Genomic DNA, 13,623 nt, shown 5'->3' with positions numbered 1-13,623 from the left:
CAGGATCCAGGGGCACGGCTCTCTGCTATTTTTCGCTCATGACCTCGCCTTCGCTCTTGCAGCCGAACCCCCGCCTCCGCACATTCTGGGGAATTGTTCGACTCGCCACCGCAGCAGCGCTCTTCGCGGCAATCGTGATGCAGATTATCGCGACCACAGAGTACGCGCTCGGGGCGGGGCAACACCTCCCGACGGCGCTCGCAAATCACCTGAGCTACTTCACTGTGCTGTCGACGGCCGCCGGCGCAATCGTGCTCGCCATCGGTGGTGTCTGGCTGGTATCGAAGGGGCGCACAGGAACCGTCGAACCCCGATGGATGTCGGTGCTGTTTCTGTGCATCGGTGCCGCCGTAGTCATTACCGGGATTGTTTTCAACCTCCTGCTGCGCAACGATGGTGTGCCCGATCCTGACACCCTCACCTGGGCGAGCGATATCAAGCACGTGGTCGCACCAATCGTGTTCGCGCTCGATCTGATCTTGCACATCGGGCGCGCACCATTCAAGTGGAGCGATGCCGCACTCGCGCTCATTTACCCCGTGCTCTGGGCTGTGTACACGCTTGTGCGCGGTGAGCTCATCACCGACCCCGTGACCGGCAACCCGTGGTGGTACCCCTACGGCTTTCTCGACCCGCACCGAGTGGCCGGCGGATACGCTGGTGTCGCCGCATACGTCGTCGGCATCGCCCTCGCGCTTGCCCTTCTCGCCGCGGGGTCAGTGTGGATCTCGCGGCGCAGAGGCGCAGGGTCCCCCGCCACCGGCACCGAACATTCCGCCGAAGTTGGAGCGCACCTCCCGGGCCAAGACACCCGTCAGCGCGCCACTCCCTAAGCGCACGCTGCCCACCCAGAACTCACCCAAAGGAGTATCGCATGGCGGTCGTGCTTCCCCAGTTCCCTGTTGGTTCAGTACTCATGCCATACATGCCGGTTGAACTGCGTGTGTTTGAACCCCGCTATCTCAACCTCATGGGTGAGCTGATGACCGCCGAAAAGCCAATATTCGGCATCCCGTTCTTTGGGCAAAACGTCGAACCCGGTGAGGCTCCAGAAGTGCTCACGGTGGGGACCGTTGCCCAGATAGACGACTTCGGCATGACCGACGACTTCATGGGCATCACCGGGACCGGAACCCGACGCTACGTCGTCACGCAGTGGCTGGAACCTGAACCATATCCAAGAGCAGAGGTTGAATTCCTGCCAGACTTTGCGTGGGAAGAGCGCCTCGACAGTCACAGGTTGAAGCTCGAGCTCGAGGTGCGAGGTCTCCTCTCTCGGGCCAGCACCTACGGTGAATTGCTCTGGGGGGTCGACACCGAAGTGTCTGAGGAGCCGGTCGCCAGCGTCTGGCAGCTTGCCGGTATGCTGCCCGTGCAATCTTCGGAGCTGCACACTCTGCTCGCGTCTGAGACCCTCGAAGATCTCATTGAACGGACGCTCGCGGTCTGCGCAGGCGGGAACCACTTTCTCGACGAGCTCGAACGCGGAGACGCCTCATGACCGAACAGTTGCCTTAACGAGTGCTTCGCGACTTTGGTGACTTTGAGGTGCGACGCTACCCAGAGCATATGCTCGTGCATGTGACTGGCCGGGGAGACTTCACGTCAAAAATCCACAATCGCTTGTTCGATACCTGCGAGCGATAACCTGGTTGGGTTCGCTACCGTCACACGCGTACCGCAAGGTGTGCGCCTCATCGAGGAGGACCATTGCCCGTGCTTTCCGACCTGCTGACCGCCCTCACCTCCGGATCGTTGCGTGTCATCGATCTCACGAACCAATTGCAGGCGTCCACCCCGACCCTGCGCCTGCCGGCACCGTTCGCGAACCTCATCAACTTCTCGCTTGAAACCGTCAGCGAGTACAACGAGCCAGGGCCGTTCTGGAAGCATGCAAACATTCACACCGGCGAGCACATTGGCACGCACCTCGACGCACCGATCCACTGGATTAGCGGGCGTGACGGCCACGACGTATCAGAGATTCCTACCGCTCGGCTCTTTGGCCCGGCTGCGGTGCTCGACTTCTCGGCCGAGTCCGCTGCCGACAACGATTTCCTGCTCGAGATCCACCATGTGCAGGCGTGGGAAGCACAACACGGCACCTTCGCACCGGGCACCTGGCTGCTGCTGCGCACGGGCTGGGACGCATACGCCGACTCACAGGAAGCGTTTCTCAATGCCGACGACAGCGGATCACACACCCCCGGCATCTCCGCCGAGTGCGCCAGGTGGCTCGCCACGCGGTCTGAAATCTCTGGCGTTGGCGTGGAGACAGTCGGCATCGATGCAGGGCGGGCGGGCGAATTTGATCCGCCTTTCCCGGTGCACTATCACCTGCTGGGTGCCGACAAGTACGGCGTGACCTCACTGCAGAACCTGACGCAGCTGCCCCCGCGGGGAGCAGCGATCATCGTCGCACCGCTGCCAATCGTGGGTGGCACCGGCAGCCCTGCGCGCGTGTACGCCCTCGTCGAAGCGTGACCAGGGTGCTTTCCCACACCGTTGCCGATCTCGTCGCGCGAGCGCTCTCGAGCCTCGGCGCTCGGCGCTGCTTCGGGGTCGTCGGGTCCGGCAACTTCGCCGTCACGAACGCTCTGCAGGCCGCGGGGGTGACCTTTACCGCTGCCCGGCACGAGGGCGGCGCCGCCACGATGGCCGATGCTTACGCGCGCATGTCTGGTGAGGTGGCCCTGGTGTCGGTGCACCAGGGGTGCGGGCTCACGAATGCAGCCACCGGCATCGGCGAGGCTGCGAAAAGTCGCACCCCGATGATCGTGCTCGCAGCCGAGGCTTCGGCCGCATCGGTGCTGTCAAACTTCGCGATGGACCAGCCTGGTTTCACACGATCGGTGCTGGCCGACTCGCATCGCGTGCATTCCGCGGAAAGCGCGCTCGCCGATGTGGTGCGAGCGTTCCGAACGGCCCGTGACGAACGCCGCACCATCGTGCTGCAACTGCCGCTCGATGTACAGGCGCAGCCCGCTCCAGCAGATGCGTGGCACGCGCTCGACACCCTCGCACCACCGTCGGCTCCACTCCTGCCACGCGCCAATGACGCGGCACTCACCCAGCTTGTGGCGATGCTCGCGGCTTCTGCGCGGCCGGTGATCATCGCGGGGCGCGGCGCTCGCGAGGCCGGGCCCGCGCTGCGCGCGCTCGCCGCAGCCAGCGGGGCGTTGCTCGCCACCTCGGCTGTGGCGAAGGGCCTGTTCGCCGGCGACGAGTTCGACCTCGGCATCTCGGGCGGGTTCTCCTCGCCGCTGACCGCCGAATTGATCTCGCAGGCCGATCTGATCGTCAGTTTCGGTTGCGCCCTCAACATGTGGACCATGCGCCACGGGCGCCTCATCGGTTCCGACACCCGGGTGGTGCAGGTGGATGTTGACCCCGCCGCCCTGGGCGCACACCGACCCATCAATCTGGGGGTGCTCGGTGACAGCGCCGCGACCGCAGCGGCGGCGTGTGCGGCGCTGATCAGTTTGGGGCACTCCCCCGCTCCGCGCTACCGCACCCCCGAGGTCGCGGCGCGGATCGCCGCAGCGGCGCGGTGGAGCAACGTGCCGCTCGATCCACCGGATCTCAGCGATGCGAGCACCATTGACCCCCGCGTGCTGACCCGCGAACTTGATGCGCTCTTGCCGAGCGAACGCATCGTGTCGGTGGACTCGGGCAACTTCATGGGCTATCCGTCCGCCTACCTCGACGTGCCCGACGAGCGCGGGTTCTGCTTCACGCAGGCGTTTCAAGCCATCGGCCTCGGGCTCGCCACCGCAATCGGGGCGGCGCTCGCGCAGCCGGGACGACTGCCGGTGCTGGGGGCCGGTGACGGTGGCTTTCTGATGGGCATTGCGGAGCTCGAGACCGCGGTGCGACTGGGGCTCCCGCTGCTCGTCGTGGTGTACAACGACGACGCGTACGGCGCAGAGGTGCATCACTTCGGCGCTGGCAACGACCCCGCGACTCAGCGACCGCCGCTTGACACCGTCACCTTTCCCCGGGTGGATATCGCCAGCATCGCCCGCGGTTTCGGCGCGGACGGCGTGACGGTGCAGCGCGTCGCGGATCTCGCCGCCGTGCGCGACTGGCTCGACTCGGGGCCGCAGCGCCCGCTCGTGCTCGACGCGCGGATCGCGTCCGATGGCGGCGCCTGGTGGCTGGCGGAGGCGTTCCGGGGTCACTAGGCCCCGCGCTGGGGCTGCGTATGAGCAACCCTGTGGCACGCCTTGCAGAAATGAGCCACAGGCGAACGCCTTGAACCGGGCGACCGCGGCGAAGAAATAGGGCGAGATTCACACCGGATCAAGAGGCAATGCAGCCACTGACCGCGCTGCTTAGGCCAGCGTGAGGAACAGCTTTTCGAGTTCTTTCGGGTCGTTTCCGCCTGGCGATTCCGGATGGTTCAGGCACTCGGTGAGGGCGCTCGAAATCAGCAAGAAACCCGCCCTGTCGAGCGCTTTCGAGACGGCCGCAAGCTGCTGCACAGTATCGCGACACGGAGCTTCCTGATCCACCGAAGCAATGACCGCAGCAAGTTGTCCGTGTGCGCGACGCAGCCGATTAATGATCTTCCGATTCGCCACGCTCCGAGTCTCGGCCGAGGCATCAATGCGGGGCTTCGCATCCGACATTTCCGAACTTCCTTTGCTCAGGGACTTGACAACAAGAATACCCCCTAGGGTATATTGAATCTATCGAAATAGATACCCCCCGATGTATTCGAAACTCGGACGCGGGGCCAGCGAAGGAGATCACATGTGTAGAGCCGTCACCTGCAAGACCTGCGGAAAGACCACCTGGGCGGGGTGCGGTCAGCACGTCGCGATGGTGAAGAAGTCTGTGCCGGCATCGCAGTGGTGCAACGGGAAACACACCCAAGCGCAAATCGATGCAGCCAATGCTGAGCGTGGCGGGTTCTTCTCGCGGCTCTTCGGCCGCTAACCCACTCACCCACACCCACGCACGAAGGAACTGATCATGCTGCTTGAGCGCATCTATGACGAAGACCTCGCACAGGCGAGCTACTTCATCGGTTGCCAGGCGAAGGGCGAGGCTATTGTTGTCGACCCCCGCCGCGACCTCGACGTGTATCTTGACCTTGCCACGAAGAACGGCATGAAGATCGTGGCCGTCACCGAAACCCACATCCACGCCGACTACCTCTCGGGCACGCGCGAGCTCGCCGCGAAGGTCGGTGCGCAGATGTATGTCTCTGATGAGGGCGGGCCCGACTGGACCTACTCCGACGCGTTCGACACCGCCGTGCGCATGCAGCACGGGCATCAGATCCACCTCGGCAACATCACGGTCGAGGCGGTACACACCCCCGGCCACACGCCCGAGCACATGTCATTTCTCATCACCGACGGCGCACAGTCGCCAGAGCCGGGCTTCATGCTGACCGGTGACTTCGTATTCGTCGGCGATCTCGGCCGCCCAGACCTCCTCGACGAAGCCGCTGGGTTCGTCGATACCCGTTTCGCGGGTGCAAAGGATCTCTTCGCGAGCCTGCGCGATCGCTTCCTCACGCTGCCCGACTACGTGCAGGTACTGCCCGCGCACGGTTCGGGATCCGCGTGCGGCAAGGCGCTCGGCGCGATCGCCGCGTCTACGGTGGGGTACGAGCGCAACTTCTCGTGGTGGGGCAAGTATCTGAAGAACAATGATGAGCAGGGCTTCGTCGATGAGCTCCTGAACGGACAGCCTGACGCGCACGCCTACTTCGGGCGCATGAAGTTGCAAAACAAGGTCGGCCCCGCCGTGATCGGTGACGTGCCCGAGCTCGTCGAGTACAGCGCCGAAGACCTGCGGAAGGCACTCGCAGACGACAGCGTGATCTTCGTCGACACCCGCCACAACACGCAGGTTCACAAGGGAACGGTCGACAGATCGCTGAATATCCCCGGCGTGGCGAAGGCCGCAAGCTATGGGGCGTGGGTTGTGAACCCGGATGTGGAGCACAGGCCTCTCGTGCTCCTCGCTGCGTCGCGCGAGGAGGCCGAAGAGTTCCGCGATCACCTCGTGCGCGTGGGCATCGATTCCGCGCGCGGGTTCATCACCACGCTCGACGGTCTCGACCTGGTCACCCCGAAGCTGATACAGCCGGAAGAGCTCGAGAGTTTCGAAAGTGTCATGCTTCTCGATGTGCGTAACAAGACCGAATACGCAGAGGGTCACGTGCCCGGTGCGGTGCAACTGTCGGGTGGCCGGGTGATGTGGCATCTGGATCAACTGCCCGACCCCGAAGCCGGCGCAATCGTGACCTATTGCCAGAGCGGGGTGCGAAACAGCGTCGCGGCGAGCGCGCTGCGACGCGCCGGGTACGACATCGTCGAACTCGACGGCAGCTACGCCGCCTGGGCAGCACGCGCGTCAGGGCCGAGCGCCGCAAGCAAGACTGAGGTCAGTAGAGACACGATCATCCTCGACGTGCGTACGGCAGAGGAATTCGCCGCAGGCCACCTCGACGGGGCACAGCAGCTCGACTTCAACGGCGGAGAAGTCGCGGCTGCGATCCCGACCCTCGACCCGAACGCCGAGTACCTCCTCTACTGCCGTTCGGGCAACCGCTCCGGTCAGGCGGTCGCCCTCATGGAGCAAGCTGAATTCACCAACCTCACCAACCTCGGATCGCTCGAAGAAGCGGCTCAGGCGACACAGATTGCGGTTGTGAGATAGACCGCGAGGCTGCTGAGATCGACTCGGCCGTGCAGCCCGGCCGATGTCTTCAACGTCGACGCTGAGAGGGTCAGCCAGTTCCCGGGCTGACCCTCTCGGCATGCCTAGTCGTGCATGCGCGCGAGCAGGAATATCTCCATCGAGAGCTTGATCAACCGCCCGAGCTGAATGAACGGGTCCCGCTCAGCGAGTTCTCAATGCTCTTCGCAATCCAGGGTGTAGTCGTGGGCATCGACGCGCGTCCGACACTGCTGCGGTCAGCTCGCGCTTGCGTAGGCCTCCGCAAGCCATCCGAGAACTTGGTCGTCCAACTCGCTGGCCTTATGGAGCTCAATACGGTGCATCCACACATGTGTCGACGGGTGAGCGACTTCCTTGAAGCGAGTGGACGCCACCTCGCGCGGCAACGCGATGGAGAGCACGGCCGGGATGTCACTGTCGAAGTACTGCCCAGGACGCCAGACGTACGCGAAACCTCTTCGACGCCGAAAAGCGACTTGACTCTTTGTCACTGTCGTCGACGCTTCACCGACCGTGGAAACGGCCTCCTGGGCCGCACGACAGATGGCAAGACCTTCGGTGAACCCCGCGAAGAGATCTTCAGTGCTTCGTGACGATTCCGTAGCGGGCACGAATTCTATCCTCAAAATCGGCAAGATCGATCTCACCGGCTACATACTTACCAGCATCAGCCTTCGTGGCTTCAGTCGTGTGCAAGCCTTCCATTTAACCGCTATGGATGGCTTCGGCAACCTGGAGCTCACGCTCGTCGCGCAGAGCATCTGCAGTCGTCCTCAATGACATCGGCTTGCTCCTTTCACGGCCGGAGCCCCGAGTTTACCGGTTCCATTCCCAATCACGCCCTTGAAGCCCCGTCAATGTGACCCAGCCCGCGCGTAACGCACCCCCGACAGCGATCAGAAGTGATCCCCCGGGGCTTCCGCTCCCCCTGTTACGCTGCAGACTATGTGCGGTCGAGTCATCGTTGATTACGAGGAAATGAACCCCGCGGCAACAGACACCGAGCTCGCCGCGTGGATCACCGGGGCGCCCGCGGGCGCCGCATCCTCATGGAACGTGAAACCCACCCAACAGATCCCCGTCGCGTACACCGACCACAAGACCGGTGAGAAGAAGTTCGAGACGGCGTACTGGTCGCTCGTGCCCGTGTGGTCGAAGGAGCTGAAGACGAAGTTTCCCACTTTCAACGCCCGCTCCGAGACCGCCGCCGATAAGCCGTCGTTTAAGGCGGCAGTGCAGAACCGCCGCTGCGCGATCCCGGTCTCAGGCTTCTACGAGTGGACCGGCCCGAAAAACGCACGCGTTCCGCACGCCATCTTCGGCCCAGAGAAACTCCTGACCCTCGCAGGGCTGATGTCGTGGTGGCACGAGCCAAGTGCCGACGATGATCACGGGTGGCACCTCACCGCCACGATCCTGACCCGCGACTCGGCCGGGGTCATGCAGCCGCTGCACGACCGTATGCCAGTGTTCCTTGCCGACGAGTTCGTGAACGAGTGGATCGACCCAGACATCACCGGCGACCACGCCCTCGTACAAGCCGTGTCGGCGGCCGCGGTGCCGCTCGCAAATGATCTGTTTGAATACCCGGTCGCACCGCTGCGAGGCGACGGGCCCGAACTGATCCAGGCAGTCACAGAATAAGTGCCCCGCTGCTGAGCCTGCAGAATCGAGTCACACTCGGCTGGCGCGATGCAGCACCCAGGTGACCACACCCCAGATGGTGAGGTCGGAGAGTTCTGCGATGGTGATATCGGGGAAGGCGGGATTCTCCGCGCACAGTGAGATCCTCCCCCGGTCGCTGCGCAGGCGCTTCACGGTGAGCTCGCCGTCGAGAATCGCGATCACGATATGCCCGTTCTGTGGGGTGATGCTCCGATCGACGATCAGACGGTCACCGTCGTAGATGCCGGCGCGCTCCATCGAGCTGCCCACCGCCCGCACGATGAACGTCGATGTGCGATCCCGAATCAGGTGCTCACCCAGATCGATATCCCCAGACCAATAATCCTGGGCGGGCGAAGGGAAGCCCGCATAGACCGCTTCGCCTGCCTCGGGAAGCACCGCATCCTCGATGGTTTCGAGCCGCACCGGTTCGACCGCACGCACCGAGCCCACTTCTCGCACCGTATCGAACATATGTACGATTGTAGCGGCCACCGAGGCAGCCCCCGCAATGGCCTCCATAGTGGCAGTCGTCAGACCTGCTTCGGCGAGGTAGGTCAGTTATTCGGAACTCCCAGACGCAACAAGGCCCAGTTGTGTAGGCAGCTACTTCTTCATTGGAATGCGTACCTGCAGGTTTGTTCCGCCTGAGGGCCCCACCACCCGCTTCAGTTCAAACAGGCCGATCGCTTCAAGCAAGTCACCGAGTTTCGAGAACCCCCAGTTGCGTGAGTCAAAATCCGGGGATTGCTTCCGCACGGTCGAGCCGACTTCACCCAAATGGGCCCAGCCATCATCGTCGGCCCCAGCAACGATTCCGGCTCGCACGAGATTCATGAGCCGAGTATCTTGTCGTAACTGCTTTGATGTCGGCCGAGCTGCCGCGGGGTTTTCGTCGGCAGCGCTGCCCGGTGTTGGCTTCGTGCTGGTCTCTTTTTCGGGTACAACCTCATCAACCTGCAGAACGTCAAAATACGTGAAGGTGTCACACGCGTTGACAAACGGTGGCGGGGTCTTTCGTTCGCCGAACCCATAAACCTGGGCGCCCGATTCACGCAGTCTCGCCGCGAGCCGGGTGAAGTCGCTGTCGGACGAGACGATGGCGAAGCCGTCCAGATGATTCTGGTGCAGCAGATCCATCGCATCGATGATGAGGGCACTGTCAGTTGAATTCTTGCCCGTTGTGTATGAGAACTGCTGGATCGGCTGGATCGAGTGCTCATTCGCCGCTTCTTTCCAGCCACGCAAACGATCAGAGGTCCAGTCTCCATACATGCGCCGAACTGACGTCGTCCCGTATCTCGCCAGCTCCGCGAGCACGTGGGAAACATGTGACGCACTGACGTTGTCAGAATCGATGAGAACGGCAATGCGTGAGGACGACTGAGTCATAATGCAATCTTGCACCATAGCCAGCTGGCGTCCTACAAAACGACAGAGCATTGCGTCAACCCCGTACGCTTGCCCCCATGGGCGTTCCTGAACCAATACCTTGCATTCAAGAGGCCACCGTTGGAACAGACGGCCTAGGTGTCGGACGCTGAGATGCGTCCGTTCGGCGGAGCTCTCGATCGACTGCTGTTCCGTGGGTGTCGCAACAACTTCGCCAACGAGCGCCCGCAGTGAATGATGGCTTGGTGTCAGGAAGTTAAGAATCGTCAAGAACTTAGAATGACTGCACTGCATCGTGACTTCGCTGGGCATCGAGGATCCGCGGCAATTCCGCCTCGATCGTGCTGACCACTTCCGAGAGTGGATCGGCGAGCTTCACGCCCAGCGGTGTCAACGCGTAGTCGACATTAGGTGGAATGCTGCTGTGCACTGTGCGAGCGACCATGCCGTCACGTTCGAGCTGTCCGAGTGTTTGTGAGAGCATCCGTTCGCTGATTCCGTCAACCCTTCGGCGAATCTCTCCAAACCGCATCGCCCTCTCGCCGAGCTTCAGGGCAACGATGATAAGGGCCCCCCAGCGTCCCGTGAGGTGCTGCAATGCGGTGCGAGAACTGCATGCGCTCGAGAACACGTCGGCCGCCTTGGGCTCAATCGTTTCTTCTGAGCGTCGCATGCCAACAGCATACCCTGAAAATAAGTACTTACTTCCAGGTTGCACTAACTTCTAGATAGTGCTTCAATGTTTGAATATCCCATTTACTGAAAGAAGCATCTCATGCGCATTGCAGTTACCGGAGCCACCGGTCACCTCGGCGGTCACGTCATCGAGTCCCTGTTGACTCGAGAAGTTGCGGCGGCCGACATCGTTGCGATCGTCCGCGACGAAGCTAAGGCCGCGAACCTCGCCACGAAGGGTGTTCGGTTGGGCGTGGCATCGTACGAGGACGAAGCTGCGCTTGCCGCGGCACTCGAAGGAGTGGATCGTTTGGTGCTCGTATCGGGAAGTGAGGTCGGCAAGCGGGTCGCACAGCACACAAGCATTATCAGCGCGGCGAAGGCGGCCGGAGTGGAGTTCATTGCCTACACGAGCCTCCTGAACCTCGACACGTCAGAGCTTGGTCTCGCCCCTGAGCATGCTGCGACAGAGGAAGTCCTCGCGCAGAGTGGGATCGATCATGCACTATTGCGCAACGGCTGGTACTGGGAAAACTATGCATCGGCGATCGATTCAGGCAGGGCCGTCGGTAAATTCTTCGGTGCAGCTGGCTCCGCCAAGGTATCCGGTGCAGCCCGTCGCGACTACGCAGAAGCAGCGGCCGTAGTTGTGACGTCTGAGAATCAGGCCGGTCGTGTCTATGAATTCGCAGGTTCTCCCGCGCTCACGTATCAAGGGATTGCGGACGAAGTCGCCGCGGTCATCGGGGCGCAGGTTACCTATGTTGATCAGACGGTAGACGAATACCGGGCAACCCTTGAGGGGTTCGGTCTGCCCGCCGCAATAGCCCAGATGTTTGCCGAAATGGATCCGATTATCGCGCAAGGGGCGCTCTATTCCGAGAGCACCGACTTGCAAGACCTGATTGGTCGCCCTTCGAGCACTGTGTCCGACGCGCTTTCAGTCTAGGCGTAGCGTGCACTGCCGGGTCGGCGTTCCTCGCGGGGAGCAGATGAACGCCCTCAACTGGGCGTCTGAGGCGAAAAAGAAGGGAGAGGTTCAAACCGGACAAAGAGTGGTTACTCTTGTCGAGGGTTTGAACCCCTCCCATTTGGGGTCCCTGCGTAGAAAGTTCTCAAACCCCACCCCGAAGCTGAAATCGTTGATTTCTCGCTGGAAACGAGGGGTATACCGGGTATCGCAGCGGGCCGATAATACCCCGATTCACGACGTACGAGGGCCTTGCGTCAGGAGGATTGGAAAAGCTCAAACCCTTCTCACCCCCGCAGAAGTAGATCGACTTGTCGACGATTACCTCACTGGTTTCAGCGTCGGATACCTCGCTCAGAAGTATGGTGTGCACCGTGCAACCGTCTCGAAGCATCTCACCCGGAGCAACGTCGTGCGCCGCCAGCACGGCCTCACAATCGAGGAAGCCGCAGAGATAGTGAAGCTGCACGGCGGTGGCATCTCAATGCGCGCTATCTCACGCACTCTCGGTGTCGACCGTAAGCAGGTTCGCATCTCCTTAGTCGCAGCTGGTGCACTCGTCGATCAAGCCTCGACCATGAGAATTTAAACGAAGCCTTCCTCGACAAGCACACAACCGCTCTCGGTAATGACATGGGCCTGGCCTGAACCGTCAACGACTCGGCTCCAACTCTCAACCAGCAATCGACCCTTGAATATCGACATCGAGAAGCCGCCGTACATACCTGGATAACCAAAGTACAGATTGTCCAATGTCTCCAACGCGATGATCTCGGAAGGGATTGGTCGAATCTTTACGGGCTCCAAAGACTCGGTACGTTCCTGAATCAGTTCAGATAGGTGGGGTCTGCTGAAGCTTTGGTTGAGTCCTTGACCGCATGACCTTTGGTGGTCGTGCTGGAAGGATGGCAGCTATGCCGAAGAACACCTACAGCGATGAGTTCAAGCGCGATGCGGTAGCGCTGGTCGAGTCAGGTATCGCGTCCAAGCAGGTCGTGAAAGATCTGGGGATTTCGAGAACCGCGTTGCAGTCCTGGGTGCGCGATGCGAGGTTCAGGGCTCACGGGATGACTCCATCGCAGGACCCTGAGGAGCAACGCGAGATGCGGGCCGCGCTGAAGCGTATCCGTGAGCTCGAGATGGAGTACGAGGTGCTGCGCCGTGCGGCAGCGTATCTGTCACAGGTGCATATCACGCCCCCAAAATAGTGTTCCCGCTCGTCCGTGAGATGGCTGCGGCAGGTGCCCGGGTTCGGGTGCCGGTCGCGGTGGCGTGCCGGGTTCTGGGGTTCAGCGAGCAGGCGTACTACCAGTGGCTGCAACAACCAGTGTCAGCTCGTGAGGTGGAAGAACAGCACCTGATCGAGGTGCTGCGTGGTCTCCACGAGGATGACCCCGAGGGTGGGTACCGGGTCCTCGCCGATGACCTCCACGATCTTGGCTACAAAGTGTCGGAGCGGCGGGTGTGGCGGCTATGCAAGGTCGCTGGTATCCAGTCGGTGATCGCGAAGCGCAAACGCCGTTACCGGCGGGCTGGGGCGCCGGTGGGTGATGATCTGGTGCAGCGTAATTTCACTGCGAGCGGGCTGGATGAGAAGTGGCTCGTGGACATCACCGAGCATTGGACCGGTGAAGGACGTCTCTACATGTGTGCGTTTAAGGACGTGTGTTCGAACCGGATCGTGGGATATGCGATCGACAAGCGTATGAAGGCGTCACTCGCGGTGAGGGCGCTCGAGAACGCCGTGATGCAGCGCGGCTACCCGAAGGGGGTGATCGTGCATTCTGATCGTGGGAGCCAATTTCGAAGCCGGAAGTTCCAGAAGGCGCTGAAGCGCTATGAGCTCCAGGGATCGATGGGAAGAGTCGGGGCATGTGGCGATAACGCGGCCATGGAAAGCTTTTTCTCGCTGTTGCAGAAGAACGTGCTCGACCGGCAGCCCTGGCGGACGAGGCAGGAGCTGCGTCTCGCGATCGTGTCATGGATCGAGGGGAAGTATCACCGCAAGCGGAGGCAGCGCCGGCTCGGGAAGCTGACACCGGTCGAGTTCGAGACCATAATGATGGATGCCGTCGCTCTGGCGGCATGAACTGAGTATTTGGTCTTCTGAGCAGCATCGTTATTGCGGGTGAGCAGCGTCCCGCCGATGGCACATTATTGCTCTTGCGCAGCGCTGCCTTTCGGCCCGAACAGGCGTGCCAGGCTCTTTCTGCCGCGCGTCC

16 protein-coding genes and 1 pseudogene are annotated in these 13,623 nt (G+C 61.9%); 11 read left to right on the top strand and 6 right to left on the bottom strand.

All coding sequences use genetic code 11. The annotated features are described in order from the left end of the window. Positions 1-38: 38 nt before the first annotated feature. From ACTNFK_RS05690 to ACTNFK_RS05675, 4 genes are all read left to right on the top strand, one after another. The gene (locus tag ACTNFK_RS05690; RefSeq protein WP_433646492.1) at positions 39-833 is read left to right on the top strand and encodes a Pr6Pr family membrane protein; all 795 of its coding nucleotides are present in this window, start codon (positions 39-41) and stop codon (positions 831-833) included. Positions 834-874: 41 nt separating this feature from the next. After that, on the top strand, positions 875-1,501 hold the full coding sequence (locus tag ACTNFK_RS05685; RefSeq protein ID WP_435935953.1) for an LON peptidase substrate-binding domain-containing protein: 627 nt from the start codon (positions 875-877) through the stop codon (positions 1,499-1,501). A 209-nt stretch (positions 1,502-1,710) separates the two neighbouring features. Further along, complete coding sequence (locus ACTNFK_RS05680; protein WP_435935954.1) at positions 1,711-2,484, top strand: cyclase family protein; 774 nt, start codon at positions 1,711-1,713, stop codon at positions 2,482-2,484. A gap of 5 nt (positions 2,485-2,489) precedes the next feature. Further along, complete coding sequence (locus ACTNFK_RS05675; RefSeq protein WP_435935955.1) at positions 2,490-4,184, top strand: thiamine pyrophosphate-binding protein; 1,695 nt, start codon at positions 2,490-2,492, stop codon at positions 4,182-4,184. A 150-nt stretch (positions 4,185-4,334) separates the two neighbouring features. Here ACTNFK_RS05675 and ACTNFK_RS05670 read toward each other — a convergent pair whose 3' ends face one another. Next, positions 4,335-4,631 (bottom strand): metal-sensitive transcriptional regulator, encoded by a 297-nt coding sequence (locus tag ACTNFK_RS05670; protein ID WP_435935956.1) that lies wholly within the window; start codon positions 4,629-4,631, stop codon positions 4,335-4,337. A 124-nt stretch (positions 4,632-4,755) separates the two neighbouring features. On the opposite strand from ACTNFK_RS05670, the gene ACTNFK_RS05665 reads away from it, so the two are divergent. From ACTNFK_RS05665 to ACTNFK_RS05655, 3 genes and pseudogenes are all read left to right on the top strand, one after another. Then, complete coding sequence (locus tag ACTNFK_RS05665) at positions 4,756-4,941, top strand: DUF8730 family Cys-rich protein (protein ID WP_433646497.1); 186 nt, start codon at positions 4,756-4,758, stop codon at positions 4,939-4,941. A gap of 36 nt (positions 4,942-4,977) precedes the next feature. After that, positions 4,978-6,366: pseudogene (locus tag ACTNFK_RS05660) on the top strand (MBL fold metallo-hydrolase); the annotation flags it as partial. A 63-nt stretch (positions 6,367-6,429) separates the two neighbouring features. Continuing rightward, the gene (locus tag ACTNFK_RS05655) at positions 6,430-6,678 is read left to right on the top strand and encodes a rhodanese-like domain-containing protein (protein ID WP_445117211.1); all 249 of its coding nucleotides are present in this window, start codon (positions 6,430-6,432) and stop codon (positions 6,676-6,678) included. 257 nt (positions 6,679-6,935) lie between these two features. On the opposite strand, the gene ACTNFK_RS05650 is transcribed toward ACTNFK_RS05655, so the two are convergent. After that, positions 6,936-7,310: a DUF5655 domain-containing protein gene (locus tag ACTNFK_RS05650; protein WP_435935957.1), complete on the bottom strand. Its 375-nt coding sequence runs from the start codon at positions 7,308-7,310 to the stop codon at positions 6,936-6,938. Further along, positions 7,279-7,404, bottom strand: a complete 126-nt coding sequence (locus ACTNFK_RS05645; RefSeq protein ID WP_435935958.1) for an antitoxin VbhA family protein — start codon at positions 7,402-7,404, stop codon at positions 7,279-7,281. Before ACTNFK_RS05645 ends, ACTNFK_RS05650 begins: the two co-directional genes overlap by 32 nt. Before the next feature lie 240 nt (positions 7,405-7,644). Between ACTNFK_RS05645 and ACTNFK_RS05640 the strand changes: the two genes are divergently transcribed. Further along, positions 7,645-8,343 (top strand): SOS response-associated peptidase, encoded by a 699-nt coding sequence (locus ACTNFK_RS05640; protein ID WP_435935959.1) that lies wholly within the window; start codon positions 7,645-7,647, stop codon positions 8,341-8,343. Positions 8,344-8,373: 30 nt separating this feature from the next. Here ACTNFK_RS05640 and ACTNFK_RS05635 read toward each other — a convergent pair whose 3' ends face one another. The 3 genes from ACTNFK_RS05635 to ACTNFK_RS05625 form a co-directional block, all read right to left on the bottom strand. Further along, positions 8,374-8,838: a LexA family protein gene (locus ACTNFK_RS05635; protein WP_435935960.1), complete on the bottom strand. Its 465-nt coding sequence runs from the start codon at positions 8,836-8,838 to the stop codon at positions 8,374-8,376. A gap of 132 nt (positions 8,839-8,970) precedes the next feature. Continuing rightward, a complete protein-coding gene (locus tag ACTNFK_RS05630; RefSeq protein WP_435935961.1) occupies positions 8,971-9,756 on the bottom strand; it encodes an NYN domain-containing protein in 786 nt (261 codons plus the stop codon). A gap of 274 nt (positions 9,757-10,030) precedes the next feature. Continuing rightward, complete coding sequence (locus ACTNFK_RS05625) at positions 10,031-10,429, bottom strand: winged helix-turn-helix transcriptional regulator (RefSeq protein WP_435935962.1); 399 nt, start codon at positions 10,427-10,429, stop codon at positions 10,031-10,033. Between the two features lie 102 nt (positions 10,430-10,531). On the opposite strand from ACTNFK_RS05625, the gene ACTNFK_RS05620 reads away from it, so the two are divergent. The 3 genes from ACTNFK_RS05620 (at position 10,532) to ACTNFK_RS05610 (ending at position 13,490) form a co-directional block, all read left to right on the top strand. Next, complete coding sequence (locus ACTNFK_RS05620; protein ID WP_435935963.1) at positions 10,532-11,380, top strand: SDR family oxidoreductase; 849 nt, start codon at positions 10,532-10,534, stop codon at positions 11,378-11,380. Between the two features lie 388 nt (positions 11,381-11,768). After that, positions 11,769-11,990, top strand: a complete 222-nt coding sequence (locus tag ACTNFK_RS05615; protein ID WP_062243686.1) for a hypothetical protein — start codon at positions 11,769-11,771, stop codon at positions 11,988-11,990. A gap of 325 nt (positions 11,991-12,315) precedes the next feature. Then, positions 12,316-13,490, top strand: a protein-coding gene (locus tag ACTNFK_RS05610; RefSeq protein WP_435935964.1) for an IS3 family transposase whose coding sequence is annotated in 2 segments (ribosomal slippage) — positions 12,316-12,595 and positions 12,595-13,490 — 1,176 coding nt in all. Because the reading frame shifts where the segments join, the coding sequence is not laid out codon by codon here. Positions 13,491-13,623 lie beyond the last annotated feature (133 nt).

This window comes from Leucobacter fengyongliangi, from assembly GCF_052386045.1.
This window is presented reverse-complemented; position numbering and strand designations above follow the sequence as displayed.

Bases quoted from the DNA above. Each gene is read 5' to 3' on its own strand.
- ACTNFK_RS05685 (WP_435935953.1), top strand. From the start codon at position 875: ATGGCGGTCGTGCTTCCCCAGTTCCCTGTTGGTTCAGTACTCATGCCA.
- ACTNFK_RS05670 (WP_435935956.1), bottom strand. From the start codon at position 4,631: ATGTCGGATGCGAAGCCCCGCATTGATGCCTCGGCCGAGACTCGGAGC.
- ACTNFK_RS05640 (WP_435935959.1), top strand. From the start codon at position 7,645: ATGTGCGGTCGAGTCATCGTTGATTACGAGGAAATGAACCCCGCGGCA.
- ACTNFK_RS05690 (WP_433646492.1), top strand. From the start codon at position 39: ATGACCTCGCCTTCGCTCTTGCAGCCGAACCCCCGCCTCCGCACATTC.
- ACTNFK_RS05635 (WP_435935960.1), bottom strand. From the start codon at position 8,838: ATGTTCGATACGGTGCGAGAAGTGGGCTCGGTGCGTGCGGTCGAACCG.
- ACTNFK_RS05625 (WP_435935962.1), bottom strand. From the start codon at position 10,429: ATGCGACGCTCAGAAGAAACGATTGAGCCCAAGGCGGCCGACGTGTTC.
- ACTNFK_RS05665 (WP_433646497.1), top strand. From the start codon at position 4,756: ATGTGTAGAGCCGTCACCTGCAAGACCTGCGGAAAGACCACCTGGGCG.
- ACTNFK_RS05630 (WP_435935961.1), bottom strand. From the start codon at position 9,756: ATGACTCAGTCGTCCTCACGCATTGCCGTTCTCATCGATTCTGACAAC.
- ACTNFK_RS05620 (WP_435935963.1), top strand. From the start codon at position 10,532: ATGCGCATTGCAGTTACCGGAGCCACCGGTCACCTCGGCGGTCACGTC.
- ACTNFK_RS05645 (WP_435935958.1), bottom strand. From the start codon at position 7,404: ATGGAAGGCTTGCACACGACTGAAGCCACGAAGGCTGATGCTGGTAAG.